At 42.8% G+C, this 25,164-nt stretch carries 24 protein-coding genes; 9 read left to right on the top strand and 15 right to left on the bottom strand.

The annotated features are described in order from the left end of the window. The first annotated feature begins 347 nt into the window (after nt 1-347). The 7 genes from CXF65_RS08480 (at nt 348) to fdx (ending at nt 6,599) form a co-directional block, all read left to right on the top strand. Nucleotides 348-857 (top strand): Rrf2 family transcriptional regulator, encoded by a 510-nt coding sequence (locus tag CXF65_RS08480; RefSeq protein ID WP_010199379.1) that lies wholly within the window; start codon nt 348-350, stop codon nt 855-857. Beyond that, the gene (locus CXF65_RS08475; RefSeq protein ID WP_025653022.1) at nt 854-2,080 is read left to right on the top strand and encodes an IscS subfamily cysteine desulfurase; all 1,227 of its coding nucleotides are present in this window, start codon (nt 854-856) and stop codon (nt 2,078-2,080) included. The genes CXF65_RS08480 and CXF65_RS08475 overlap by 4 nt, the downstream gene beginning before the upstream one ends. A 194-nt stretch (nt 2,081-2,274) precedes the next feature. Continuing rightward, nucleotides 2,275-2,691: a Fe-S cluster assembly scaffold IscU gene (gene iscU / locus CXF65_RS08470; protein ID WP_025653021.1), complete on the top strand. Its 417-nt coding sequence runs from the start codon at nt 2,275-2,277 to the stop codon at nt 2,689-2,691. A 266-nt stretch (nt 2,692-2,957) separates the two neighbouring features. Next, nucleotides 2,958-3,278 carry an iron-sulfur cluster assembly protein IscA gene (gene iscA / locus CXF65_RS08465; RefSeq protein WP_025653020.1) on the top strand — a complete coding sequence of 107 codons (321 nt, stop codon included), beginning with the start codon at nt 2,958-2,960 and terminating at the stop codon, nt 3,276-3,278. Between the two features lie 177 nt (nt 3,279-3,455). Beyond that, nucleotides 3,456-4,037, top strand: a complete 582-nt coding sequence (hscB, locus tag CXF65_RS08460) for a Fe-S protein assembly co-chaperone HscB (RefSeq protein ID WP_101211721.1) — start codon at nt 3,456-3,458, stop codon at nt 4,035-4,037. 249 nt (nt 4,038-4,286) lie between these two features. Then, the gene (hscA, locus tag CXF65_RS08455; protein WP_101211720.1) at nt 4,287-6,167 is read left to right on the top strand and encodes a Fe-S protein assembly chaperone HscA; all 1,881 of its coding nucleotides are present in this window, start codon (nt 4,287-4,289) and stop codon (nt 6,165-6,167) included. Nucleotides 6,168-6,260: 93 nt separating this feature from the next. Then, on the top strand, nt 6,261-6,599 hold the full coding sequence (gene fdx, locus CXF65_RS08450; RefSeq protein ID WP_025653016.1) for an ISC system 2Fe-2S type ferredoxin: 339 nt from the start codon (nt 6,261-6,263) through the stop codon (nt 6,597-6,599). Between the two features lie 474 nt (nt 6,600-7,073). On the opposite strand, the gene CXF65_RS08445 is transcribed toward fdx, so the two are convergent. Continuing rightward, nucleotides 7,074-8,474 carry an adenylate/guanylate cyclase domain-containing protein gene (locus tag CXF65_RS08445; RefSeq protein WP_101211719.1) on the bottom strand — a complete coding sequence of 467 codons (1,401 nt, stop codon included), beginning with the start codon at nt 8,472-8,474 and terminating at the stop codon, nt 7,074-7,076. A 40-nt stretch (nt 8,475-8,514) separates the two neighbouring features. Between CXF65_RS08445 and CXF65_RS14950 the strand changes: the two genes are divergently transcribed. Next, entirely contained in the window at nt 8,515-8,679 is a 165-nt protein-coding gene (locus CXF65_RS14950) for a hypothetical protein (RefSeq protein WP_156915669.1), read from the top strand. A 428-nt stretch (nt 8,680-9,107) separates the two neighbouring features. On the opposite strand, the gene CXF65_RS08440 is transcribed toward CXF65_RS14950, so the two are convergent. The 5 genes from CXF65_RS08440 to CXF65_RS08420 form a co-directional block, all read right to left on the bottom strand. After that, nucleotides 9,108-9,785, bottom strand: coding sequence for a neutral/alkaline non-lysosomal ceramidase C-terminal domain-containing protein (locus CXF65_RS08440; RefSeq protein WP_101211718.1), 678 nt, complete (start codon nt 9,783-9,785; stop codon nt 9,108-9,110). 116 nt (nt 9,786-9,901) lie between these two features. Further along, complete coding sequence (locus tag CXF65_RS08435; RefSeq protein WP_101211717.1) at nt 9,902-10,333, bottom strand: HIT domain-containing protein; 432 nt, start codon at nt 10,331-10,333, stop codon at nt 9,902-9,904. 219 nt (nt 10,334-10,552) lie between these two features. Beyond that, the gene (gene mfd / locus CXF65_RS08430) at nt 10,553-14,326 is read right to left on the bottom strand and encodes a transcription-repair coupling factor (protein WP_101211716.1); all 3,774 of its coding nucleotides are present in this window, start codon (nt 14,324-14,326) and stop codon (nt 10,553-10,555) included. A gap of 234 nt (nt 14,327-14,560) precedes the next feature. Continuing rightward, a complete protein-coding gene (gene rraA / locus CXF65_RS08425) occupies nt 14,561-15,076 on the bottom strand; it encodes a ribonuclease E activity regulator RraA (protein ID WP_227523233.1) in 516 nt (171 codons plus the stop codon). A gap of 89 nt (nt 15,077-15,165) precedes the next feature. Next, complete coding sequence (locus CXF65_RS08420) at nt 15,166-15,867, bottom strand: NAD-dependent epimerase/dehydratase family protein (RefSeq protein WP_101211715.1); 702 nt, start codon at nt 15,865-15,867, stop codon at nt 15,166-15,168. Nucleotides 15,868-16,349: 482 nt separating this feature from the next. Here CXF65_RS08420 and rpsT point away from each other — a divergent pair, with 482 nt between their 5' ends. Beyond that, the gene (gene rpsT / locus CXF65_RS08415; RefSeq protein WP_010200097.1) at nt 16,350-16,616 is read left to right on the top strand and encodes a 30S ribosomal protein S20; all 267 of its coding nucleotides are present in this window, start codon (nt 16,350-16,352) and stop codon (nt 16,614-16,616) included. A gap of 130 nt (nt 16,617-16,746) precedes the next feature. Here rpsT and CXF65_RS08410 read toward each other — a convergent pair whose 3' ends face one another. The 9 genes from CXF65_RS08410 to CXF65_RS08370 form a co-directional block, all read right to left on the bottom strand. Next, on the bottom strand, nt 16,747-17,583 hold the full coding sequence (locus CXF65_RS08410; protein WP_025653001.1) for a histidine phosphatase family protein: 837 nt from the start codon (nt 17,581-17,583) through the stop codon (nt 16,747-16,749). 161 nt (nt 17,584-17,744) lie between these two features. Continuing rightward, nucleotides 17,745-18,542: a metallophosphoesterase gene (locus CXF65_RS08405; protein WP_101211714.1), complete on the bottom strand. Its 798-nt coding sequence runs from the start codon at nt 18,540-18,542 to the stop codon at nt 17,745-17,747. Nucleotides 18,543-18,773: 231 nt separating this feature from the next. Next, nucleotides 18,774-19,472: an orotidine-5'-phosphate decarboxylase gene (gene pyrF / locus CXF65_RS08400; RefSeq protein ID WP_025653003.1), complete on the bottom strand. Its 699-nt coding sequence runs from the start codon at nt 19,470-19,472 to the stop codon at nt 18,774-18,776. Between the two features lie 73 nt (nt 19,473-19,545). Beyond that, nucleotides 19,546-19,950: a lipopolysaccharide assembly protein LapA domain-containing protein gene (locus tag CXF65_RS08395; RefSeq protein ID WP_101211713.1), complete on the bottom strand. Its 405-nt coding sequence runs from the start codon at nt 19,948-19,950 to the stop codon at nt 19,546-19,548. A 98-nt stretch (nt 19,951-20,048) separates the two neighbouring features. Next, nucleotides 20,049-20,354 carry an integration host factor subunit beta gene (locus CXF65_RS08390; protein WP_025653005.1) on the bottom strand — a complete coding sequence of 102 codons (306 nt, stop codon included), beginning with the start codon at nt 20,352-20,354 and terminating at the stop codon, nt 20,049-20,051. 334 nt (nt 20,355-20,688) lie between these two features. Next, the gene (gene rpsA / locus CXF65_RS08385) at nt 20,689-22,377 is read right to left on the bottom strand and encodes a 30S ribosomal protein S1 (RefSeq protein ID WP_101211712.1); all 1,689 of its coding nucleotides are present in this window, start codon (nt 22,375-22,377) and stop codon (nt 20,689-20,691) included. Nucleotides 22,378-22,665: 288 nt separating this feature from the next. Next, the gene (cmk, locus tag CXF65_RS08380; protein ID WP_025653007.1) at nt 22,666-23,418 is read right to left on the bottom strand and encodes a (d)CMP kinase; all 753 of its coding nucleotides are present in this window, start codon (nt 23,416-23,418) and stop codon (nt 22,666-22,668) included. Between the two features lie 226 nt (nt 23,419-23,644). Then, nucleotides 23,645-24,235 (bottom strand): tRNA adenosine(34) deaminase TadA, encoded by a 591-nt coding sequence (tadA, locus tag CXF65_RS08375; RefSeq protein WP_101211752.1) that lies wholly within the window; start codon nt 24,233-24,235, stop codon nt 23,645-23,647. Nucleotides 24,236-24,250: 15 nt separating this feature from the next. Beyond that, nucleotides 24,251-24,988, bottom strand: coding sequence for a uracil-DNA glycosylase (locus CXF65_RS08370; RefSeq protein WP_101211711.1), 738 nt, complete (start codon nt 24,986-24,988; stop codon nt 24,251-24,253). Between the last annotated feature and the right edge of the window lie 176 nt (nt 24,989-25,164).

Below are 25,164 nucleotides of genomic sequence, written 5' to 3'. Positions count from 1 at the left end.
TTAATTTGCTAACCGTGAACTTGAAACAAATATAAAAGCTTAAATCGGTACAAAACTTTTATTATACAAGCCAGCTTTTACCCTACCTTAGCCACCATTGTTTTTATCAATCGTAGTAATCAATTGGATTAACCATTCAACCACACTTTAATCTTGACTAAATTACTCGGGATTAAGTATAATTACCCTATCGTTGCACACATCGGGTTCATCATCTGTTGTTTAATAGCGATAAGACACACTTAGTTGATAGACAATTAACAGAGGCAAAAGTTCGCTTTTACCAAAACTACTTGACTAAGATCGTTGTTAAATATACTTATAACTGAGAAGTTGGGAGATAACACATGCGTTTGACTACTCGAGGCAGATATGCCGTTACTGCGTTACTAGATCTGGCGTTACAGACCAGCCAACAAGAGACAGCGGTATCGTTATCCGATATTGCCAAGCGGCAATCCATATCTATCTCTTATCTCGAACAGTTATTTTCTAAACTTCGTAAACGTGGCTTAGTCACGAGTATCCGCGGTGCGGCAGGTGGCTATCATTTAGCCAAGCCATTGCACGAAATCGATGTGATGAGCATTATTTCTGCTGTCGATGAGTCTGTGAACGCGATGCAGTGCGAAGGACGCGGTGACTGCCAAGGTGGTACAATGTGTTTAACCCATGACTTATGGTGTGCACTGTCCAATCATATCGAACAGTACTTGAAAAATATAACTTTAGCGCAATTATTAGACATGGAAAACGTGCAGTCAGTCTCAGACCGTCAGCAGACCGTTACCAAAGATATTTCCATAAAAGACATCAATACTATTACCCTATCGACCAGCGAGGCAAACCCAGCATGAGCCAACATAACAACCTTATATACTTAGATTATGCCGCCACCACCCCAGTTGCTAAGTCAGTTGCAGCTAAGATGAGCGAATATCTGACAGTAGATGGCATCTTTGGTAATCCCGCCTCGCGCTCGCATGGCTACGGCTGGCAGGCAGAAGAAGCGGTCGAAGTGGCGCGTCAACAAGTGGCAGAAGTCATCAACGCCGATCCACGCGAAATCGTCTTTACCTCTGGTGCGACTGAGTCTGACAACTTAGCGATCAAAGGGGCGGCACATTTCTATCAGTCTCGCGGTAAGCACATCATCACCAGTAAAATCGAACATAAAGCTGTATTAGATACTTGCCGCGAGCTTGAGCAAGAAGGCTTTGAAATTACATATCTTGAGCCACAGCCAAGCACCGGTCTTATCTTACCTGAGCAAGTGAAAGAAGCGCTACGTGACGATACGATTTTAGTATCACTTATGATGGTAAATAACGAGCTTGGAACGATTACTGATGTCGCTGCTATTGGCGAAATTACTCGCGAAGCTGGTGTGGTCTTCCATGTGGATGGTGCTCAGTCAGTCGGTAAAATACTCATTAATCTTGAAGAGATGAAAATCGATTTGATGAGCTTTTCAGGCCACAAAGCTTATGGTCCTAAAGGCATCGGTGCGCTATTTGTCAGTCGTAAGCCACGTATTCGTCTAAAAGCAGAACAACATGGCGGTGGTCATGAGCGCGGTATGCGTTCAGGAACGTTGCCAACGCATCAAATCGTTGGTCTTGGCGCGGCATTTGCCCTTGCCAATGAGCGTTACGAAGAAGACCATGCCCATGCTGCAAAACTGCGCCAAAAACTGTGGGATGGTCTACAAGATATCGAAGAGATCTACCTAAACGGTGATTTAGAGCACAGCGTTCCTAACATTGTAAACATCAGCTTTAACTTCGTTGAAGGTGAGTCGTTGATGATGTCGCTAAAAGACTTAGCCGTATCGTCAGGATCAGCCTGTACATCAGCGACCCTTGAGCCATCATATGTACTGCGCGCTATTGGTCGTCCAGACGAATTGGCACACAGCTCAATTCGCTTTAGTTTCGGTCGTTATACTACTGAAGAAAACATCGATACGATTATCAAGCAGATGCACGAAGCGGTTGATAAATTACGTGCCCTATCACCACTTTGGGATATGTATCAAGAAGGTGTTGATTTAGATTCAGTCGAGTGGGCTGAACACTAAAACCTGAAACAATGAAGTACTTATTAGATACAGCTATTAAATGATGAATCAGACAATTATAAATATAGTTTTTATGAATTTTATTTTATAAATACCGTTTTTATTACCTAAATGTTTGACCCCAATTATCGATGAGTGGGTAGTGTTTCAACTTTCAGAAGCCACTGCTCATCATCTAACTAGGAGAAAACCCCATGGCCTATAGTGACCAAGTTATTGATCATTACGAAAACCCACGCAACGTCGGCAATCTTGATAAAAATGCCAAAAACGTTGGTACTGGTATGGTTGGTGCCCCAGCTTGTGGCGATGTGATGCGTCTACAAATCCAAGTCGATGATAACGGTATCATCGAAGATGCACGCTTCAAAACTTACGGCTGCGGTTCAGCAATTGCCTCAAGCTCGCTCGTTACCGAGTGGCTAAAAGGCAAAAGCTTGGATCAAGCTGGTGAGATTAAGAACAGTCACATTGCTGAAGAATTAGCATTACCACCCGTAAAAGTGCATTGCTCTGTTCTTGCAGAAGACGCCATTAAAGCCGCTATTAGCGACTATAAAGGTAAGCATGGCGCAGCAGCTGCTGTTATGGCAGAAGAAGCGACTAGCTAAGCCTATTAGCGTAAGCATTGTATTTTGAGTATTATAATAGCAATACTTTAGTAGTTGTGTTTAGCATCGCTACTAACGCTATAGAGGTGACAATGACGCTTATGTAATTGTCACCTTTTATTTTCTAGCAGTTATTAATTATTAATTTAGTTATTAACTCATCGTTATCCAGATGTTATTTTGGCAAGCCCGTTGTTTTGGTTGTCAGATCATCTACAGTTTTCTTAAATTATTATCTCTATTATTGATAGTCAATGGGAGTTGGCATGATTGAAATGACAGAACGCGCCGCTCAGCATGTTCGAGACTTTTTGGACAATCGCGGTAAAGGCGAAGGTATTCGAGTGGGTATCCGCACAGCGGGTTGCTCAGGTTTAGCTTACGTTTTAGAGTTCGTAGATACCCCTGACGAAAATGACACGCGCTATGAAAGCCGTGACGTCAGTATTTTCATTGATCCTAAGAGCTTGGTATATTTAGATGGCTTGTTGATGGACTACGAAAAAGAAGGATTAAACGAAGGCTTTAAGTTCACTAACCCCAATCAGAAAGGCGAATGTGGTTGCGGCGAATCCTTTACGGTTTAATGATAAAATAATTTGATTTTTCTGAGTTTAGGGTTTTTGACCTGAAATTCGGGCGATGGTAAATAAGTGCGGCAATAGCCAATCTTAAATCAGTAAGCAGTGCAGCCAACCAAATAGTAAAGTAGCCACTGGCTAGATAAAACCTTAAAAATAAATAAAAAAAGCAAGGCGTATGATATGACAGACATTACTCAAGAAGCCCAGTTTGATAACTTCTTTGCCCTATTTGAGCAGCCGGTACAGTTTGACGTCAATCAAGAGAGTCTCGATCAGCATCTACGTCTGCTACAAAAACGCTATCATCCTGATAATGTCGCCAAGAACTTGACAGACGCCGCCCAAGCGCAACAGCAGTCTGAGCAAGCATCAGCATTGATTAACCAAGCCTATCAAGCGCTGAGTGCGCCTGATAGCCGTGCAAGCTATCTGTTAGATATGGCAAGACAAGCACAAAACCTAGAACACTCAATCGCTGATTTAGACTTTTTAGAAGATGCGATGCAGATGCGTATCGAATTGGATGAGGCGATTGAAGATAAAAATCTCTCAACGTTACAACAGCTACATCCGCAGATTACAGAACGTTTGACCAAACAGTCTCAGCGTTTTAATAATGCTTACCAAAGCAAAGACTGGCAAACCGCGATTGATGCGACGCAAAAATTAAAATTCTTGGTCAAGTTAAATGCTGATGTGACAACGGGTCTTGATGAGGTCGCAACGTCTGAGCATTCAGATGATGATGATTTATACGTTTAGACAATGAATACTCAAAAGCTTGTATCATTGATAGTATGTGCAAGCTTTTCTAATTTATCGCTCTTATTTAAAGCAATATTCTAAAGCGGTGGTTAAAATAGTCTCAACGATACCGTATAATCCCATATTTTAAGCGCTATTAAACGCTACTCTCTTCTATGTTAGAGAAGAATCGCAGCCGTTAACTGTCATAGCGCCTATGTTGTATTTGCCCCATTTCACTTATTCATTTTATCTTTGAGTTATCTTATGTCTTTATTGCAAATTGCCGAACCCAATCAAAGTGCCCAACCCCATCAGCATCGTTTTGGCCTAGGGATAGACCTTGGTACCACGCGCTCATTGGTCGCTGTGGTGCGCTCAGGCAAGGCGCAAGTATTAGAAGCAGGCGCAGCTAACGACACTTTACTACCTTCTGTGGTCTATTATCCAAGTACTGGCAAGCCATTGGTTGGGTATGATGCCCTAGCCCACTTAGCGGATGATCCAAAAAATACGATCGTCTCGGCTAAGCGCTTTATGGGTCGCAGCCAAGCGGATATAAAATTCTCTCATCCTTACGAATTAAGTGGCAATAAAGATGACATGCCAGCTTTTGTCACCGCTCAGGGTGAAGTATCTCCTGTTGAGGTGTCAGCTCGTATATTAGCCGCTCTTGAGCAACGTGCAGCAAGCGCATTACCTGAAGATAGTATTGCAGGTGCTGTCATTACCGTACCTGCTTATTTTGATGAAGCGCAGCGTCAAGCGACCAAAGATGCGGCGCAAGCGGCTGGTATCAATGTACTGCGTCTATTAAATGAGCCGACCGCCGCAGCCGTTGCCTATGGTCTCGATCAGCCTAATCAAGAAGGTGATAAAGAAAGTTATTACTTAATTTATGATTTGGGTGGTGGTACTTTTGACGTTTCTATCTTAAAACTAAATGACGGCGTTTTTGAAGTATTGGCCACAGGCGGCAATAGTGCGCTTGGCGGTGATGATATTGACCGCTTACTGACCAATTGGCTGATTAAGCAATTAAATATCGACCCCAAAGACGTAAGCTTGCATGACAAGTCAATACTTGCGCAACAAGCCAAAGCTTATAAGCAAGCACTAACTGATGCTGAACAGGTCGATATCGATATCACTGTCAATGAGCAGTCTTATCAAGGTGTGCTACGCCGTGAAGACTTGCTAACTATTGCAGAGCCCGTTAGCCGCCGCACGATAAGTGTCTGTGAACAAGTACTGCGTGATGCCAAGCTATCTACCTCAGACTTAGATGAAGTTATCTTAGTCGGTGGCTCTACCCGTATGCCAGCTGTACAGCAGGTAGTGACTGAGTTTTTTGCTAAAGAGCCGCTTTGCCGTCTAAATCCAGATGAAGTTGTGGCTTTAGGCGCTGCCCAAACGGCGCATCAATTGGTCAACGGTGATAGTGATAACAATCTATTGCTATTAGATGTAACGCCGCTATCGCTCGGTCTTGAGACCATGGGTGGTCTGGTTGAGGTACTGATTCCACGCAATACACCTATTCCTGTCAAAAAACGCCAAGTATTCACTACCTATCAAGATGGTCAAACAGGTATGGTGATTCATGTGGTACAAGGCGAGCGTGAGACAGTAGATAACTGCCGCTCACTGGGCCGCTTCGAGCTATACGGTATCCCGCCAATGAAAGCTGGCTTTGCCCGTATTGAAGTGACCTTTAGTATTGATGCCAATGGTCAGCTGACCGTCAGTGCGCAAGAAACCACGACTAAGACAGAAAGTAAAATTGAGATTGTGCCCTCTTACGGCCTGTCTGATGAGCAAAAAGAGCAATTATTAATCGCAGGCTTTAAATATGCTGAAGAAGATAAAAATGCACGCTCTTTAATTGAGACCAAAGTAGAAGCGGAACGTGAAGTTTTAGCACTGCAATCAGCACTTAACGAATTTGCTGCCTTACTGACATCTGATGAACAGCAATTATTGGCTGAGCAAATACAAGCATTACAAACCACGCTCAGTACTGATGATTTGGCGCTTATCGAGGCACAGCAAGCAAAACTCAAGCCTCATAGCGATGCCTTTGCTGCTCGAATTATGAATCAAAGCGTCAAAGCCAGCATGGCAGGTACGAGTGCCCAAGACTGGTAGCAAAAACATCGAACCAATACAGCTTAGTAACTTTACTAAGCTGACCTCTTATATTTTTATTTTTTTAATTGATTAGCATCGGACAGACAATTTATGCCAAAGATTACCGTACTACCGCATCATGAAATTTGCCCTGAAGGCACCGAAGTCGAGCTAGAAGCTGGCAGCAATTTATGCAAGGCGCTATTAGAAAAAGGCATCAAGATTGAGCACGCTTGTGAGATGTCAAAAGCCTGTACTACCTGCCATGTGGTCGTGCGCAAAGGCTTTAATAGTTTAGATGAGATGGATGATATCGAAGCCGATTTACTAGATCGTGCTTGGGGCTTGGAGCCTGATTCACGCCTGTCTTGTCAGGTCATGCTTGATGATGATGACTTAACTATTGAGATTCCTAAATATACGCTTAACCATGCAAAAGAAAATCATTAAGCACTCGCAGCATTAGCTTCTTGCTCCCTATAATATCTAGGTATTGTAAAAAAGGTCAGTTCATTGTTAAAACAATGAACTGACCTTTTTTTTGGAAAAACTTAAAGAAAGAGCGTATCTAAAGCTTTTCTAGGGCGTGTCCTCATTTTAAAAATGGTGATAAAAATGAGGTAGATTGCAGTCAAACAAGGAAAATAGTGCAGATAATATCGAGATATTACCTAGCTATTTGACGATGTTTGGCAAGATTTAACCATTTTTAACCCATTTAGATTGCTATTGGTTGAATTGAGGACACGCCCTAATGACGATTATTATTACTCTTATTCAAGCTATAGTCAGTCCAATATTAAAAAGATACAGCGGGACTGGGATGCTTAGTTTTTAATATGAGTTTTGCAGCCTCTGTCGGCGTAGGCACAGCAAGCCAGAAAAACTTATAACAGTTTCGCGTTATTAAATAACGTATCCATTTTATTTAGTATCGACTATATTAGCCTCAAGCGCCACCGCCTCTTCTTGCTCAATACGTTCAAGTGCAAGATTTAGGCGGTTTCTCACATCTTGATAATCACTGTCTTTCATATCTTTGAAGTTGAGGTGCAAATTAAAGCCAGGGAGTGTGTGGTCGACCCACTTTGATAAACGACCTTTATTGGCATCAGGATCAAGTACTTGCCATGCTTTAATCTTATCATCGAAGCCTTTTAATTGATAAGCACCTGAATAATCACACTCATAATCGTGACAAATATAATCATGCGTACTTTCGCTAACGAGTATTTCACCCTTGCCAGCACTGGCTTCAAGCCTTGATGCTAGATTGGCTTCTTTGCCAATCAGCGTATAACTCAGGCGATTGTTACTACCAAAATTACCGACATGGCAGTAACCGGTGGTAATACCAATACGTATGTATAAACCATCAAAACCCATGAGTCGCCATTTTTGTCGTAACGTGCGCATTTCACGGCGCATATCTATAGCCATGGCAACACAGTCCAAGGCATCTTGCCGAGCGCCACGACTGTCCGGTTCGCCAAAAAAACACACCATACCATCACCAATGAACTTATCAAGTACTGCGCCGTGTTTATGCGCAATCAAGGTCATACAGTGCATATAGGTATTCAGAATATCGGCCAAATTATCAGCACTTAGACTATCAGACAATTCAGTAAAGCCAACGATATCTGAGAACATAATGGTGAGCTTGGCCCGTTTATTCGAGACACTAATAGGGCTATCTGCTTTTACAATGGGCTCCCAAATTTGTAGAGGAACAAAGCGTGTCAGTTTACTAATGACAGACACCATAGTATTTAGACGCCCACCTGCTTGTAACGCGCTGGCTTCGTAGCCAATGTATTGATGATAAATGTAGCGAAAATGAAAAATAATGACGGTCATACTCGTAATCAGCACGATGGCCGGTAGCCAACCTTCATAACAGTCCATCCCAGTACCGTGTAAAGTAACGCTGACATAATAAAAAATAATGATGGTTACTACCGATACCGCTATCAGCTTTAAGTGATTTTCAGGACTACTTATGATAATACGAATAGCTATCAACGCCGCTAAGCTAATGGACATCACGGTGCAGAACTGTAGAGAACCTATCACTGCAGACAACAAAATAATGACAATATTAGACGTCCAAAAGCTGGTTTGGCGACGATAGTTGTAAATAAGAATCATGAGGCTTGGCAGAGAGATGATAACGAGCAAAGCCATTGACATTGGGCTAAACTCAAAATGCACAGCCATCAGTACAACAGTTAGGATTAAAACGAAGACTTCTGGATAGTCAAATCGATAAATCCCATCGTCCTGCAACAGGATTTTCGGTCTTAACTTATCTAAAAGGGTCATAAGGAATGTTCGCTTAAGCAAGACAAACTAATGAGAGTCAATGACAAATACATCAGCGCATGTCTATAGTAGCCATGATGACAATGACAAAAAAGAGGATAATAATAGTGATTGCTTATTATACGACAATAAGCTTATACAACCTATGTCATTGGTAACCAAAAGAATACCCTTGGTCGTTCCTTTTTCTTTCAAATACTTTTAAGACTCTCAAAATAAAAATAATTTACGGAAGTTATCACTTAAAACAATTATCAAAAAGCCAGATATTAAATATCTGGCTTTTTAGCATTCAAAAGATGGAAAATACTAGGGTCTGTTGAACATTCAAATATTAGGACTGCTGATCGCTAAAATCGTCCCAAACCTTTTATCAAATCAGGCGTAAACCGATGATAATGTCGAGACCTTAGCTAGGTTTACAACAACGTTTGGGATGGTTTTAGCATCAGCCTTTCAGAGCAGAGCTATTTTTTGCCAATACATGGCGAAATTGTCTAACCTAGAATGACTAGGCATCAAAAATTTCACTGCACATTGTCTAAAAAATAGCTACTGCCAGTGCCACATTTGAATGTTCAACAGACTCTAAATCAATATCATAATAAGCATGATTATTGGACGGTAAGGCTATTATTGAACAGTAAAAGCATTAGAAATGCCTGAATAAGGCTTAATTTTACGTGTCCAACCATTTTTCCAGTCGCCTTGATGGGTCAATCGATAAGTACCCGCTGGGGTATCGTTACTGATTCGCCAATCAACGATAGCCTTACTGTAAGCCGCGCCTTCACGCTGCCAAGTATAAGTGGTATCAAAGTCGCTATCACTCAAATAATCGACCCACTGACCATTCTCAAAACGCTGTACTTTTAAGAAACTGTCTTCGGTACGTAGATTGTTTTTAGGATGAGCGCCGCGGAATACCGCAGTGGCAACCTGACCTTTTTGATAACTGGCTTTGGGCTGAGTGAGGGTTTGTCCCCAACTTTGTCTTAAAGGCTTGTCATCAAACACCACCCCCGGACGCTCATTAAACGACTTAGCTGAGCGATCAGGCGGCGTGGCGCTGTCATAAACCTCTATGCCATCCCGTAGCGCCTCGGCCAGTTGCGTATATTCTTGGATATAAGCAGCAGCTTGATAAGGGCCATACTCAGTAGACGCCCCTTCATAATGCTGGGTGGCAAACTCTTCTCGCGTACTTAAATAGCCGCTATAGTTATTGGCCAAGCCATTAATAATAACGGTATCAACTCCTGAGTCTTTTAGCTGCGCAAGTACTGCCGCGCGCATCCGTCGTCCGACCATGGTGGAACTCAGCTGAAATTATCATTAAATCTAACTTTACTATGACTTTTTTTAAATAAAAACTACTTTAATAAAAACATTGAGGCAAAACTGACAACTCATCATTTAATGCCTGATTACATTTGCCAATCAAACGGCATTTGATGATGACCACGTAATGCCATCATTAATGTCTGCTGCATCTGCGCCAATACTTCGTTGGTATACGGTATAGCAGGTACACCCCATACTGGATTTGGCCACTGCATGTCGTTTTGATAGCGAACGATATGATGGAAATGTAGCTGCGGTACTTGATTGCCGAGTGCTGCCACGTTCATTTTATCAGCTTGGAAGGTCTTGGCCAATTGGCTTGATAACCAGCTAGATTCACGCAAAAACTGTACTTGGTCAGCCTCAGATAGCTCATATAACTCTTTGATACCGGATACGCGTGGTACCAATATCAACCAAGGAAACTGACAATCATTGATTAAACGACAGGTCGATAATGGGAAATCACCCACTAAAAAACTATCAGCAGCAAGTTTATGATGAAGTTGGAACATAATGACGGTTCTCTTGTTATGACGCTTGAATAAAAGGAATTAGAATTAATTCAAAAATTAATAAGCTATAAGGATAATAAGCTAAATATAGGATGTCGCTATTTTATCAGTTATCCAATCGATAAAATAGCGCCATGACTGATTGACTTAAGGTTTGATATTTACCTGAGCTAATTCATTTAGCGAATCTACTTAGGTTAAACGAATAAATCAATAAAGCTAAACAGTTTCTGCCACCATATGCTCATTAAAATAGCGTAATAGCTCTTGAATCGCGCTGACGCGCTGCTGCGGAGTTGCCAGTTTATCGGCATCCTGATAACGAATACCAGAGGCACCATTCATACGGTAGCGCTGACCATTGCTCTGAATTAACTTAATAATTGCTAAGGCATCGACTGGCGTATCGGGCGCAAACTCTAATGTCATGCTGCTGCTATTAGAATCAATCTTATTAATCTTCAGCGGCTCAGCTTGTATACGCAGTCCGTGGATGGCAAATAGCTGCTTGGTTTGATCGGGTAAGATACCAAAACGGTCAATCATTTCAGTACGAATATCAGTCAGAGCTTCTTTATCATCAGCATTACTGATGCGCTTATAAAATAATAAACGTTGATGAACATCGTGTAGATATTCTTCTGGTATCAACGCCGAGCTATGCAAGTTAATCTCACTGGTCAGCGACAATGGTGTGCTTAAATCAGGCTCTTTACCTGCTTTAATCGCCTTCGTCGCTCGCTCTAGCATGTCCATATATAAGCTAAAACCAATCGCCTGCATATTACCGCTTTGCTGTTTACCAAGTATCTCACCCGCGCCGCGAATCTCTAAATCTTCGCTTGCCAGCATAAAGCCTGCACCTAAGGTATTGGCGCGTTCAATCGCATGTAAGCGTCGCTTGGCATCACCTTTAAGACCTTTGATAGAAGGCACTAGCAGATAACAATAGGCTTGGTGATGACTACGACCAACGCGACCACGTAGCTGATGCAGTTGCGCTAAACCAAACTTGTCGGCGCGCTCGATGATAATCGTATTGGCATTGGGTACATCAATGCCGGTTTCGATAATGGTGGAGCATATCAGCACATTGAATTTTTTATGATAAAACTGCTGCATGACTTGTTCAAGTTGACGCTCTTGCATTTGTCCATGAGCGACCCCTACTCGCGCCTCAGGAACCAGCTCACGTATGGTTTCTGCCATACGCTCAATACTCGCCACGTCATTATGCAATAAATAAACTTGCCCGCCACGCAGTAGCTCACGCAAGATAGCCTCTTTCATTAGAGCATCAGTTTTTTGCATGACAAAGGTTTTGATAGCCAAACGACGTGCCGGTGGCGTCGCAATAATCGACATATCACGCATACCTGAGAGCGCCATATTAAGCGTTCTAGGGATGGGAGTCGCAGTCATCGACATACTATCCACATCAGTCTGAATCGCCTTGATACGCTCTTTATGACGCACGCCAAAGCGATGCTCTTCATCAACAATCATCAAGCCTAAATTAGAGAATTTCACATCGGGTTGTAATAGTTTATGCGTGCCGATAACGATATCAACCTTGCCAGCTGCAAGGTCTGTTAGCACTGTTTCTTGATGCTTTTTGCCACCGAAGCGCGATAGCGTTTCGATACGCACTGGCCAATCAGCAAAACGGTCGCGGAAATTGTCTTCATGCTGACCGGCTAGCAAAGTTGTCGGCACCAATACTGCCACTTGATAACCGGCGCTGACCGCGATAAACGCCGCGCGCATGGCCACCTCAGTCTTACCAAAACCTACGTCACCGCAGATAAGGCGATCCATTGGTTGGTTTTGCCTCATGTCTTCCATCACCGCATGGATAGCATTGGCTTGATCGGGCGTTTCTTCAAAAGCAAATTGACTGGCAAACAGCTCGTACTGTGATGGATCTATTTTAAAATGAATACCAACTTTGGCTTCGCGCCGTGCTTGCATATTAAGCAGTTCAGCCGCCACGTCATGGATTTGCTCGAGCGCTTTTTGCTTGGCTTTATCCCACTTGCCGCTGCCAATTTTATGCAATGGCGCAAGTGCAGGATCACCGCCACTATAACGGTTAATCATTTGTAAATTGGCAACCGGTACATAGATACTGGCATCATCGGCATATTTCAAATGAATAAATTCTTGTTCGCCATCGCCGACATCTAGCGTAATCAGTCCATTGTAACGCCCGATACCATGCTCGATATGCACCACTGGGCTACCTTCGGTTATCTCGGTAACACTTTTAACCAAAAACTCTTCTGACACACCGCTTTGACGACGGCGGCGCGTTTGTAGTACTTGCCGACCAAATAACTGTGTCTCACTAATCAGCACTAAACGTTCAGGAACATAAACCCCGCGCTCAATGGGTGCAACCGTGAGCCCAACTTGCGGCAGCTTTTTAGCATTAAGACCAGTAGTTTTATCGGCGGCTAAAAACGCCTCAAAGCTGTCATAAGCTTTGATATCAATTTTACCTTTGAATAGCTCAATAAGAATCTCACGGCGACCCGCTGTTTCAGCGACAATCAATACAGGTGTTGCTGTTTGCGCTTGTAGCGCTAAAAATTCTAACAGTTCGGTAAGAGGCTCAGCTTTTTGATGATTGACTGATAATTGCGGCGGCTCTTGTGCGCTTAACGTCACCAAGCCTTGCTGCTTATTTGCCACAAGCGGCAGTTGTGGCTGTGAATCTGACTGCTCTTCAACTTGCAGCAATGATTTGTCTGCTAACAATGACGCATCTTCTAATAGCGAAGCATCGCTATCAATCGCAGCGACATCGGTCATGGTAGCCAATTCATTACGGGCACTGAGTATCACGCGTGGATAATGATTGAGGTGCTCGTTAAGCGTATTTGATAATAAATACAACCATTCAGGCGCGACGATGGGCTTATCGATATCATGACGGCGCTCTTCATAGCGGCGCTGAATCTGTGACCAATAATCTGCCTGTTTTTCGTTGATCAGCTCATCTGTTATAAATAGCGCATCACTTGGTAGGTAAGCAAATAAGCTACTCTCAGCTTCCCAATCCTTTAAGTCAAAAAATAGTGGCTGATAGTATTCAAGTCCGCTACTGGCGATACCTGCCATGACGTCTTTATGCAGCTCAAACTTACGGCTGCTGGTATTAGGGAACATCGCAACAAAGTTAGTGCGAAAGGTCTCGCGCCCCTCATCAAGCGGAAACTCTTTGGCGGGTAAGATTTGAAACTGCTTAATGGGCTTTGAGATATCTGGCAGTTTATGCAGTAGCGACAGCGACTCTTTGCCCATGCTGCTATCGTTGCCGCTCATCATGGTTTTGAGGTCATCGACGGTCAGTGTGCGCTGAGTCTGCGGATTAAAGAAGCGAATGGTTTCAATTTCATCATCGAATAAATCTAGACGTAGCGGAAACGGCTGACCCATGGCAAAGATATCAATAATACTACCGCGTACGGCAAATTCGCCCGGCTCAAAGACGTTTTCAACGGCACGGTAACCGGCCTTTGCCAATAAGCCACGTTGGGTATTGATATCGAATCGATCACCGACACTCAAATCAAAATGCTGCCCTATCAGCCAGCTTGGCGGTGCGACCCGATGCATCAACGCCTGTACCGAGATGAGCAGCACGCCTGACGCTGGCATATCGGTTAATAGATTGATACGTTCGCTGACGATATCTTGATGCGGTGACAGCTCATCATAGGTCAATGTCTCCCAATCAGGGAATACATAAGCATCGACGCCGCAGAATGCCAACTCTGTCTCTATCTGGTTAAGCTGGTTTTGGTCACGAGTTACCACGACTTTCAAACGGTCGGCAACATTCCATAGCGGCGTTTGCACCAGACTTGCCAGCCACAAACTACTGACTGCCCCATGCACAGGTGCCAGCCAACGGCGCTGGGCATTCTGGATAGGGAATAACTGCTGGTTAATCGGGTCAAAGGCGTCAGTCAAAGCAGTGATAGGCATAAAGAATAGGATCAACGTTAAGAGTCAGAAAGCTATTATACGAATATTTCAGCAATTACCAAAATTTATGCCGTAACGGTTTGTCACTTAGCATTTTTAATAAAAAACCAATAGCTAAATAGTTGATAAAACTTATATTCGTATATAAAGACAGAGTAAATGTAAAAACCTCAACGGTTAAGCTGAGGTTTTTGAGTTGTATGCATTAAGCTGCTTTTAAATTATAAGCGGTTTTTAAATTAATGGCTTGTCGCTCGCGATAATGCCGTTATTGTCTGCATAAACAAACATACCAGAATTTAGGGTTAAATCACCAAAGCTAATTTCAATGTCGGTTTGTCCTTCATCGCGGCGATTTGACTTGCGCGGGATACAACCTAGTGCCATGACACCGATGGCCATTGCTGCCATATCATCAACATCACGGACACAGCCGTACACCACAACCCCTGCCCAGCCATTATCAATCGCTGACTGCGCAATCATATCGCCTAACAGCGCACAACGCATTGAGCCACCACCGTCGACCACCAATACTTTGCCATTACCGTCTTTGTCTTTACCATCGCTGTTTAATAACGATTTTACGCGGCTATTGTCTTCAAAGCATTTCACCGTCACAATTTCACCGCAGAACTTGTCCTTGCCACCAAAGCTATGAAATGACTTGCCTTCGATATTGGGCAGGCATACCTGCGATTCAGGATTGGCATCCAATAAATCACAGGTCACAAAGCTCTCTTTATTCATTGCGGTTGCTTCTGGCATCGTGTTTGACATGATGAGGCTCCTTAATTACTTATAATTGATTTTAACTATTTTTTTATGTACTGCTTAGGCTATTTTTTCACTCTAGTCATTGCCAGCATCTGCTTATTTTCAATGATATCCGTGTGCTCCAATAACGGTTCGGTCCGGTATTTGCTACGCTGATAAATGTCATGGGCGCTCATAGCCATGGCGCTGGCAACACGCTTGGCCGAAATAGGATGCAATGATAACGATTCAGACACCAACGGTGATATAAGCTGAAAGGCTTTTTGGCCAATACTTTCAAGTGGACGACCTTTATGTTTGCCAAGTAACAAAGACGGGCGAAAAATCACTAGCTGGGCAAAATCCAAGGCCACAATCGACTGCTCAGTTTCCGCTTTGACCCGATTGTATAAAAAGCGACTGTCGATATCAGCGTTCATCGATGACAGCAAAAAGAAGTTTTCAACACCTTTATCGCGGCATAATTTAGCGAAATTGACATTATAATCATGATCGACTTTGTGAAAAGCTTCATCACTACCCGCTTGTTTCTTAGTAGTACCAAGGCAACTAAAGGCATCCGTTGTTCGATCAACCCCAACACTGGCAAAGATTTCGCTTAAATTATCAAAATCATTGACCTGATAAAAACGCATACTGGCATTGATATAGCGTGGTGGACGCCGAGCAATCACGATCAACGTATCATAAATCTCACTAAGCTGCTTTACAAGATGTTGACCTACCAATCCTGTCGCGCCAATCATAATTGCTTTTCGCTGCATACCCTATCCATTTGTATTTTGTATAATGTTAGAAAATCCATGATGATGAGAAGACATATCCGTAAAGAAAGATCGCTCATGTATCATACCTAAATTAACGCATCACTGAGGGTTATTAGGCACAGTTAGACACAGTTTATTGTAAGAGATTTTGTCAGTAATAGGCATCGCTTGGCGACCAACTTTGCTCTTAATAGCCAAATACAGCAAAATATTAGCAGATAGTTTAACTACTTTGTGCATTAACTATCAAATATATTGTCCTAAGCGCAATAATTTGCTAAGATAACCGGCTTTACACGTCAACGCTGTTTAATTATTCCAAACAGTTCTGGCGCTTGCGATGTTCTATCGATATTAGAGGTCTTAATATCAGACATCGACATCATGTTTGGCGAGAGGCTGCTCGTCACCGATGATTGTTAAACCCATTATTGCAATCAACATTCATATTTTTATCTGTCTTTATCAAGGAGATACGCGTGGCTAATACTGCACAAGCTCGTAAACGCGCCCGTCAAAACACCAAACGTCGTCAGAACTCTGCGTCACAACGCTCTATGGTTCGTACTTACTTAAAACGTGTTGATGCGGCAATCGCTGCTAAAGATTATGACGCGGCTACCGAAGCTTACAAAAAAGCGGTACCGGTTCTTGATCGTATGGCTGACAAAGGTATTATTCATAAGAATAAAGCTGCTCGTCGTAAGAGCCGCCTAAACAAAACAATCAAAGGCCTACAAGCTTAAGATTGCTAGCGTTTAGACCGCATCTCGCCTTTATAGCGTGATGACTAAAACCTTGTTACCAGTTCTAATACTGGAGCAAGGTTTTTTTATGCCTGTTGAGAAATTATTCATCATTTGGCAAAAAAAACAATTAAGTCCACTTTACTTCAGGTGGCAATAGCAATTTATTCGGATGAAAACCAGCAGCACGGTAGCCCTCTAATAAAGCGCTAATCGGGCGGATATAAACCTCACCGCGCCAAACAAAATAAGCATTGGCTTGCTCAAAGGGCTTATCATCAAACCACAAAAACACCCCTTCCATCATCTTAGGCCAATCATTCCAATCGATTTCGGTCACATCAAGCATGACCGCTAAAAAAGCAGACAATAAAGTATCGTGACTAACAGCGAGCATTAAATGCCCGTGCTGCGGTTGATGTTGATAAAAAAGCGACAAGATATCGAGACCACCCTGATAGGCATTTTTAGTGCCTTCGAGGTTGCCTTGGAGGAAACGATTGATAAAGTTAAGCACCCCAATCTCTTTAAATACCACGTTGGCAATCTCAGGCTCAGTGACTAGGCTGCCAGGCTCTACTAGCAAAGACTGATGAGCGATATTGCGCTGTAGTCCCGCGCCTTCTTGCATCAGCTGCGCAGTATCAATACAGCGACCAATCGGGCTTGAGATGCTATCGACATCGAGCGAGTATGGCAAATGTCCTGCCAACCAACGCCCCCAAGATTTGGCCAGTACACGGCCTTTTGGTGTCAGTGGCAACTGGTAGCTGGCAAAACCATTACCATCAGAACGCTCGCGCAAGGAGTGTCTGGTAAATAAAATCAGTCGTTTATCTTCGGGCAAAAGGCGGACCGACGAGATCATGCTATCCGGTAAGTGTGACGGTGCTGGGGCACTCGGCGTGTGGCTCGCAAGCTTATCAGCGGATAGTTTTGACGGGGTATCAATAGGATATTTACTCATGCCAGCAAGCGTAGCAGATTTTTTATCAGGAATGAACAAAATATAAATCCAGTTGCAATATAAGCAGTAATAATGATTAGAGTTTAAGACAGATTATTATCATGATTGCAAAATCAAACCTGCTGCTGTTTGCGACATAAGGTTGTTATGAGACACGCTACTCACCCAATATCAATGACCTTATCCCATGCGAATGCTATCTCAGTACTACTGACTTCATTAGGATAAGCACGCGGATTGACGATCACGCGAGTATTACCAATACGATAATCAAATGCCTCATGTGTATGCCCATGCACCCACAGCGTCGGCGCCCAGTCTTCATGCATCCAGCCAGAAAAATCACTAACGAATGCCGCATTACTCGGTAGGCTAGCGTACTTTTCAGACACCGATAAGGCGCTGACACTATGATGACTCATGACAACAGTTGTTTTGCCCAACCCTTTAGAGGTTATTAAGGCTTTTTTTAGCCATTGCCGCTGCTCAGCATGGATTTGCATCGATACCTCAGGAGAGAAAAGATCGTTGCCAGCATAGATTTGCTTATAGTCACGCATAAAACGTCTGGCAGCGGCCATCGTGTCTTCATTGGCCTGATATTGATAATCCGTCCACAATGTACAGCCTAAGATTCGTACCTCGCCGATATCAAAATGTTGGCATTGTAAAACCCGAACGCCTTGCTGCAAGTGGGCATTATAATTGTCCCAAGTGGCAAGCTTCTTATCAAAATGCAACACATCTTCATCAAAGTACTCGTGGTTGCCTGCAATAGTAAGTAGCGGTATTTGTAGACGCGCTGCTTGCTCCTGCAACCATGGCATGCCGTTATCGCTGTTAGCGGTGTCTCCCGCTACTAACAACACATCTGCGTCGGTTTTGGGAATATGTCCCATGGGATGCGATTGACGCGCATAGCTGTCAATATGTAAGTCGCTTAAAATCTGTAATTTCATACTATCCAATATTATTTGATAATACCATTTCTCAAAATTGAGCAGCAAGCAAAACTAGAGGCCGCGTGCTGTCTGTTAATAGACGATGCGAATTTGTAATTGCCTATCATATGTTTAAGGTAGGTATCAGTATAAATTTAACTAGTGTAGCACCTTTTCATCGACCAGCAAAAAGTAAAAAAGACAGCCATTTAGGCCGCCTTTTTTCATTATTCTGTTACCATAAAAAGATCAAATACTTTGAAGTATCGTCTGTAGCTTAGTAGCAGGATCTTTAGCTTGAGTAATCGAGCGCCCTATGACCAGATAATCAGAGCCCTCATTCAATGCTTGTTTCGGGGTACAGATGCGTTTTTGATCATCCGCATTATCATCTAACAAGCGAATACCAGGGGTTACTAGCTTAAAGTCTTGACCGCATAATGCTTTAAGTACTTTTGCCTCCTGTGCTGAACAAACGACACCATCAAGCCCCGCTTGTTTGGTCAACTGTGCTAATCGACTCACTTGCACATCCAGGCCATCAGTAATACCCGTTTGCGTCAATGCTTGATTATCCATAGAGGTCAGTACGGTGACGGCGATTAGCAGGGTATTAAGGTTATTATCCAATAAGCGCTGTTTTGCTAATGACATCGCCTCGAGGCCAGCACTGGCATGGACGTTGACCATCCATACACCAAGCTCAGCGGCAGCCAGTACGGCTTGCGCTGTGGTATTAGGAATATCATGGAATTTTAAGTCTAGAAACACATCAAACTGGCGCTGCTGCAAGTTCTTGACGATATCAGGCCCGCAGCGGGTAAATAACTCTTTGCCTACCTTTAAGCGACATAACGCTGGATCTAATTGATCAGCCAGCGCTAAAGATGCCACCATGGTCATATTATCTAAGGCGACGATGACGGGAGACTTAATTACATTATTCATGGTTTTGCCATATTTATATCAGAGTATTCAAAGCACTATAGGTGCAGCTTAATCATTCATCTCATTCAGCGATTTAATCTCGCCTATGCTTAGCCAAAGTAGAGGCTTCATCTATATTAACCGCTGTGTCTTGTACATGGGTCTCAGTTGTCCCGTAAACTGCATCTTCTACCGTAGGCGCATTCGCTTGACGATCGATAGCGATATTGGCTTGCGTCAATTGCTCTTGTAGATGTATATTGGCCTTTTGCAAGCGTGAGATTTCCCACTTATTTTGCAGCACACGGAAGATAAGCAACGCTAACAAAATACCAATAATAATACCGAGTATCAAACAAAGTATCAGTAGCAGTCCTAAATTCATCGTCGGTGCTTGTGAGAACAATAAATTGACACCGACCTCAGTATTATTGGCTAATACTAAACCTAGCGAATAAGCAAAGCTTAAGAACAGTAATATCAGCAGTAAGATGCGCATGAGACGTATACCTCGGTTTTGAATAGAGTTCATAGTTTAATGATAGCAGTCTAAAGTGTGTCATTAATAAACACATCTATAGCATAGCTGCTACTGTACTATTTATTGGCTACTTTATCATTGACGGCTTCACGTAGTGCTTTACCAGGCTTAAAATGCGGTATCGCTTTGGCGGGTACCGGTACGCTCTCACCTGTTTTTGGGTTGCGCCCCATACGGGCGCGGCGATGATGGAGACAAAAACTACCAAACCCACGAACCTCTACCCGACCGTCATTGGCTAAAGTATGGGTCATCAAATTTAATATTTCACGTACTGCATCATCTACAACTGTATCAGTTATATTTTCACAATTCGCACTCAAATTACTAATAAATTCGGATTTGTTAATCGCTTGCTGCATTATGACGCTTGCCCTGTTGATTAATGGATAAAATGACTGTCTGTCAAAATCTGTTTTTACGATGGCTTATTTTTTGGCTATCTAATGAGTTAACTCATAAACACTTAAACTTATCGCTGTTACCATAAAGCCGTAATATCGCTTGAATCTTGATTTGACTGGTGTCTTGTTACTCAATGTTGCAAATGATAGCGGATATTGGGATAAATGGAAATAAGAGTTTGCCTGTTTTAGCAAAAACCTCAATCATTCATACTACTTAGGTAAATTTGATCATAAAAAAAAGCGACCGGAGTCGCTTTTTTTTGTTACTACTATATTAATAGCTTGTCGCTTACTGCATTTGTTCTTTAATCAAGTCACCAATGGTTTTTGGCTGTGCATCAGAACCTGGAGCAGCAGTAGTGTTGGTGCTACCAAGATCTTTAATCGCTTGACGCTCTTCAGCTTCGTCTTTCGCTTTGATAGACAAATTGATGTTGCGTGTTTTACGATCAACACTGATGATTTTCGCTTCAACGTCATCACCAACAGTCAGATGCTTAGTTGCATCTTCAACGCGGTCACGTTGAATTTCAGAAGCACGTAGATAAGCTTCAACTTCGTCAGCAAGTTCGATAGTAGCGCCTTTAGCATCTACTTCTTTTACTTTACCATTAACGATAGCACCACGGTCATTATTGACTAGGTATTCGTTGAATGGATCAGAGCTTAACTGCTTCACGCCTAGGCTGATACGATTGGCTTCTGCATCTACAGACAATACCATTGCTTCAACGGTGTCGCCTTTGTTGTAGTTACGAATAGCATCTTCGCCAGTTTCGTTCCAAGAGATATCAGATAGATGAACAAGACCATCAATACCACCGTCTAGACCGATAAAGATACCGAAGTCAGTGATTGATTTGATAGTACCAGTGATTTTATCACCGCGCTCATGTTTCTTATCAAACTCATCCCATGGGTTAGCTAGAGTTTGTTTGATACCTAGGCTGATACGGCGACGCTCTTCATCGATATCAAGAATCATTACTTCAACTTCATCGCCCACTTGAACCACTTTAGATGGGTGGATGTTTTTGTTGGTATGATCCATTTCTGATACGTGTACTAGACCTTCAATACCTTCAGAAATCTCAGCGAAACAACCATAGTCAGTCAAGTTGGTTACGCGAGCTTTTACAACACTACCTACTGGGTAAGTGCCGCCAACGTTATCCCAAGGATCAGTACCAAGTTGTTTTAGACCTAGGCTAACGCGGTTGCGTTCACGGTCAAACTTCAATACTTTAACTTTTAGGTCTTGGCCAACTTCAACAACTTCAGATGGATGCTTGATACGGCGCCACGCCATGTCAGTGATGTGCAATAGACCATCGATACCACCTAGGTCAACGAATGCACCGTAATCAGTAAGGTTCTTAACGATACCTTCGATCTCGATACCTTCTTCAAGCTTGTTCAATAGCTCTTCGCGCTCAGCTGAGTTTTCAGCTTCCATAACTGCACGACGGCTAACCACAACGTTGTTGCGTTTTTGATCAAGTTTGATGACTTTGAATTCTAGCTCTTTGCCTTCAAGATGCGTGGTATCACGGATAGGGCGAACGTCAACCAATGAACCTGGCAAAAACGCGCGTACTGAACCGATATCTACGGTAAAGCCGCCTTTAACTTTGCTAGAAATAATACCTTTAACGATCTCATCGTTGTCAGAGATTTTCTCAAGGAAATTCCAAGTCTCAACGCGTTTGGCTTTTTCACGTGACAGTAAGGTTTGACCCATACCGTTATCAACCGCTTCAACCACAACATCGACACTATCGCCAACTTCAACTTCAAGTTCGCCTTCTTCGCTTAAAAACTCTTCACGAGCGACGATACCTTCAGACTTAAGACCAGTATCTACTGTAATCCAATCATTATCGATGGCTACAACAGTACCTGTGATAACCGAGCCACGCTCGATATCCAGACCTGTTTCTTCGATGCTCGCTTCAAATAGTTCAGCAAATGATTCCATTATGTCTACCTTTGTATAGCCGTATCCTGTCCAGCACAGTACGGATCAAATTTATGACTATATAAAACGGAATACTGGTTTTATATCCTATATAGTCATATAAAAAAACGGTTGTTGTTAACAAGCCCATTATTGGTAAACTCAATGTTTACTAAACTCATTAACAACAATTGTCTTTTCATACTAAAACTGCAATGTCGTTTTAGTCATTCCTTATCTTACACACTATAATTTTATACTAAAATCAAAGATATAGGAAACTTTTTAGTGCTTAATATGTTGTTTCTATTAACTATTAAAGCAAATACCCTGATTCTGGCAGTGTTTTTTTATCTGCTCATAAACCGCATCAGCATCAAGCGTTGAGCTGTCTAATACTAAAGCATCTTCTGCGGGCTTTGACGGTGCTGTCGTACGATTTTCATCACGATCATCACGGGCTTTAATCGTCGTTAATATTGCCTCAAAATCTGCCGCTTGACCTGCTTCTGTTAGCTGTGTAACACGGCGCTTGGCACGGGCTGCCGCGCTAGCAGTCAAAAACACTTTAACGTCAGCATTTGGAAATACAACTGTTCCCATATCACGACCATCAGCTACCAGTCCTGAGCGGGTTGCCATATCTTGTTGTAGCTTTAGTAAAGCGTGACGAACTGTCGGATAGACAGCCACTTGTGAGGCATAACCACCAATCGTTTCGTTACGCACCTGCTCACCCACTGCCTCACCATTCACGATGATATCGACACGCCCTGACTCATTGTTAGGTACAAAGGCAATCTCTAAACTTTGCGTTAACTGTAATACAGCCGTCTCATCAATCGACTGACTGGCATCGGCAGTAATCAATCCTGCTTCAAATGCCTTTAAACCAACGATACGATATAAAGCGCCTGAATCTAACAGCTGATAATTCAATGCTTGTGCCAGACGCCAAGTTACCGTGCCCTTGCCTGCGCCACTTGGCCCATCAATACAGATAACAGGATAACGCATTGGCTGCGCTTGGCTATTATCATTAGCAGGTGTAGAGACGGTCATAGGATTCACTTATCACTTTATAGTAGGCACTGCGTATGTGGCGGCTTTTATACTAAAAACCTCATCAAACAAAAGCGACTTGATGCAACAGTAACTACGCAATATTTACTTAATTATCAACTGCTTGTTAGACTACTAACTTATTAGCAACCAAATAGGGCGTTATTATAGCAAAAAAACCACGCTATCACTAGCCACAAGACTGATATCTTGTTGAATGTCTATTTTATTTGTTACTGATGATGGTATGGTCGCTGAGCTTGTTCTTTTTCGCAGCTTGGCGACGCTCACGAAAAAAATGCTTTAACATTTGACTGCTATGCTCGCAGCATAAGCCTTTATGTACTTCGATAATATGATTATAAAAAGATTGTGCAGCTAAGTTCATTTGACTGCCTACCATCCCCGCTCTAGGCTCACTCGCCGCATAGATCAGTCTTTCCACACGCCCATGAATGAGTGCGCCAATACACATCGTACAGGGCTCTAAAGTCACGTATAGCGTTGTCTGTAATGGCAGACGGTAGTTCTCTAAACGCGCGCACGCATCCCTTAGTGCAACAATTTCAGCATGAGCAGTTGCGTCATGGCGCCCAATTGGCTGATTGAACCCTTGGCCAATAATCTGCTGATTGTGAACCAATATAGCGCCTACTGGCACCTCTCCGAGCGCAGCCCCTTGTTTAGCCAGCAGCAGTGCTTCTTGCATCCATTTCACGTCTTCTAGCGACCAAAACGTACTGCTTGCGAATGAAGCGTCTACTTCAATAGTGGCGAGTTGGTTAGCTGTTAACGGATGAAGTTGTAAATTTATCATCGAATTATTTGGCATTTATTGTGGTAATTGCCAGTCAATGGGCGTCTGTCCATACTGTACCAAGTAATCATTGGTTTTAGAAAATGGCTTGGAACCAAAAAACCCACCACGATTGGCAGCAAGTGGTGATGGATGCACCGCCGTTAAAATCAGATGTTTTTCTGTATCGATATACTTGCCTTTCTTTTGTGCCTTACTGCCCCACAATATAAATACGGTGTGCTCCGTTTGTTCATTGACCACATCAATCACTGCATCGGTAAACTGCTCCCAGCCTTTGTTTTGATGACTGTTCGGCTCACCTTCTCGCACGGTTAATGAGCTATTTAATAATAAAACCCCTTGCTGCGCCCAATAGGTCAAATCCCCATGTGCAGAATAGCTGCTACCAATGTCATCGGCCATCTCTTTGAGTAAATTATTGAGTGATGGTGGCTTGGGAATCGCTTTGGGCACCGAAAACGATAAGCCCATTGCCTGCCCTGGACGATGATAAGGGTCTTGTCCTAAGATAACGACTTTAACCTTTGATAAAGGGGTTAGGTTAAACGCATTAAACATCAAAGGAGCCGGTGGATAAATGCTCTCATCTGATTGATACGCTTCCTTTAAAAACGCTCGTAGATTGTCCATATTGTCAGAGGTTAATTCCTCTGCTAGGGCCGCTTTCCAATCTGCTGGTAGACGGACATTATCTAAAATTGCCTGCCTTTGCTCTGGGGTTTTCGTCGCTTGCTCGTCGAACAATTCCATGATACATCCTTATTATATTTGTTATGAATAATTACTTCGCAACTACAGTCACAATATCCTAGAAACGCGATGGTATTGCTAATATCAATTTTTTTAATCTCTGTCTGCGCAGGTACAGCAAGCAAGAAAAATGGATATCAGCAGGGCGTGATGGTTCGATATTACTTTTCACTGAC

This window comes from Psychrobacter sp. Sarcosine-3u-12 (assembly GCF_002836005.1).
GTDB classification, from domain to species: Bacteria; Pseudomonadota; Gammaproteobacteria; order Pseudomonadales; family Moraxellaceae; genus Psychrobacter; species Psychrobacter okhotskensis.
The sequence above is the reverse complement of the archived record's forward strand: the minus strand, read 5'-3'. Positions and strand labels throughout refer to the sequence as shown.

Bases quoted from the DNA above. Each gene is read 5' to 3' on its own strand.
- CXF65_RS08480 (WP_010199379.1), top strand. From the start codon at position 348: ATGCGTTTGACTACTCGAGGCAGATATGCCGTTACTGCGTTACTAGAT.
- CXF65_RS08475 (WP_025653022.1), top strand. From the start codon at position 854: ATGAGCCAACATAACAACCTTATATACTTAGATTATGCCGCCACCACC.
- iscU (WP_025653021.1), top strand. From the start codon at position 2,275: ATGGCCTATAGTGACCAAGTTATTGATCATTACGAAAACCCACGCAAC.
- iscA (WP_025653020.1), top strand. From the start codon at position 2,958: ATGATTGAAATGACAGAACGCGCCGCTCAGCATGTTCGAGACTTTTTG.
- hscB (WP_101211721.1), top strand. From the start codon at position 3,456: ATGACAGACATTACTCAAGAAGCCCAGTTTGATAACTTCTTTGCCCTA.
- hscA (WP_101211720.1), top strand. From the start codon at position 4,287: ATGTCTTTATTGCAAATTGCCGAACCCAATCAAAGTGCCCAACCCCAT.
- fdx (WP_025653016.1), top strand. From the start codon at position 6,261: ATGCCAAAGATTACCGTACTACCGCATCATGAAATTTGCCCTGAAGGC.
- CXF65_RS08445 (WP_101211719.1), bottom strand. From the start codon at position 8,474: ATGACCCTTTTAGATAAGTTAAGACCGAAAATCCTGTTGCAGGACGAT.
- CXF65_RS14950 (WP_156915669.1), top strand. From the start codon at position 8,515: ATGACAAATACATCAGCGCATGTCTATAGTAGCCATGATGACAATGAC.
- CXF65_RS08440 (WP_101211718.1), bottom strand. From the start codon at position 9,785: ATGGTCGGACGACGGATGCGCGCGGCAGTACTTGCGCAGCTAAAAGAC.
- CXF65_RS08435 (WP_101211717.1), bottom strand. From the start codon at position 10,333: ATGTTCCAACTTCATCATAAACTTGCTGCTGATAGTTTTTTAGTGGGT.
- mfd (WP_101211716.1), bottom strand. From the start codon at position 14,326: ATGCCTATCACTGCTTTGACTGACGCCTTTGACCCGATTAACCAGCAG.
- rraA (WP_227523233.1), bottom strand. From the start codon at position 15,076: ATGAATAAAGAGAGCTTTGTGACCTGTGATTTATTGGATGCCAATCCT.
- CXF65_RS08420 (WP_101211715.1), bottom strand. From the start codon at position 15,867: ATGCAGCGAAAAGCAATTATGATTGGCGCGACAGGATTGGTAGGTCAA.
- CXF65_RS08410 (WP_025653001.1), bottom strand. From the start codon at position 17,583: ATGAGTAAATATCCTATTGATACCCCGTCAAAACTATCCGCTGATAAG.
- CXF65_RS08405 (WP_101211714.1), bottom strand. From the start codon at position 18,542: ATGAAATTACAGATTTTAAGCGACTTACATATTGACAGCTATGCGCGT.
- pyrF (WP_025653003.1), bottom strand. From the start codon at position 19,472: ATGAATAATGTAATTAAGTCTCCCGTCATCGTCGCCTTAGATAATATG.
- CXF65_RS08395 (WP_101211713.1), bottom strand. From the start codon at position 19,950: ATGCGCATCTTACTGCTGATATTACTGTTCTTAAGCTTTGCTTATTCG.
- CXF65_RS08390 (WP_025653005.1), bottom strand. From the start codon at position 20,354: ATGCAGCAAGCGATTAACAAATCCGAATTTATTAGTAATTTGAGTGCG.
- rpsA (WP_101211712.1), bottom strand. From the start codon at position 22,377: ATGGAATCATTTGCTGAACTATTTGAAGCGAGCATCGAAGAAACAGGT.
- cmk (WP_025653007.1), bottom strand. From the start codon at position 23,418: ATGACCGTCTCTACACCTGCTAATGATAATAGCCAAGCGCAGCCAATG.
- tadA (WP_101211752.1), bottom strand. From the start codon at position 24,235: ATGATAAATTTACAACTTCATCCGTTAACAGCTAACCAACTCGCCACT.
- CXF65_RS08370 (WP_101211711.1), bottom strand. From the start codon at position 24,988: ATGGAATTGTTCGACGAGCAAGCGACGAAAACCCCAGAGCAAAGGCAG.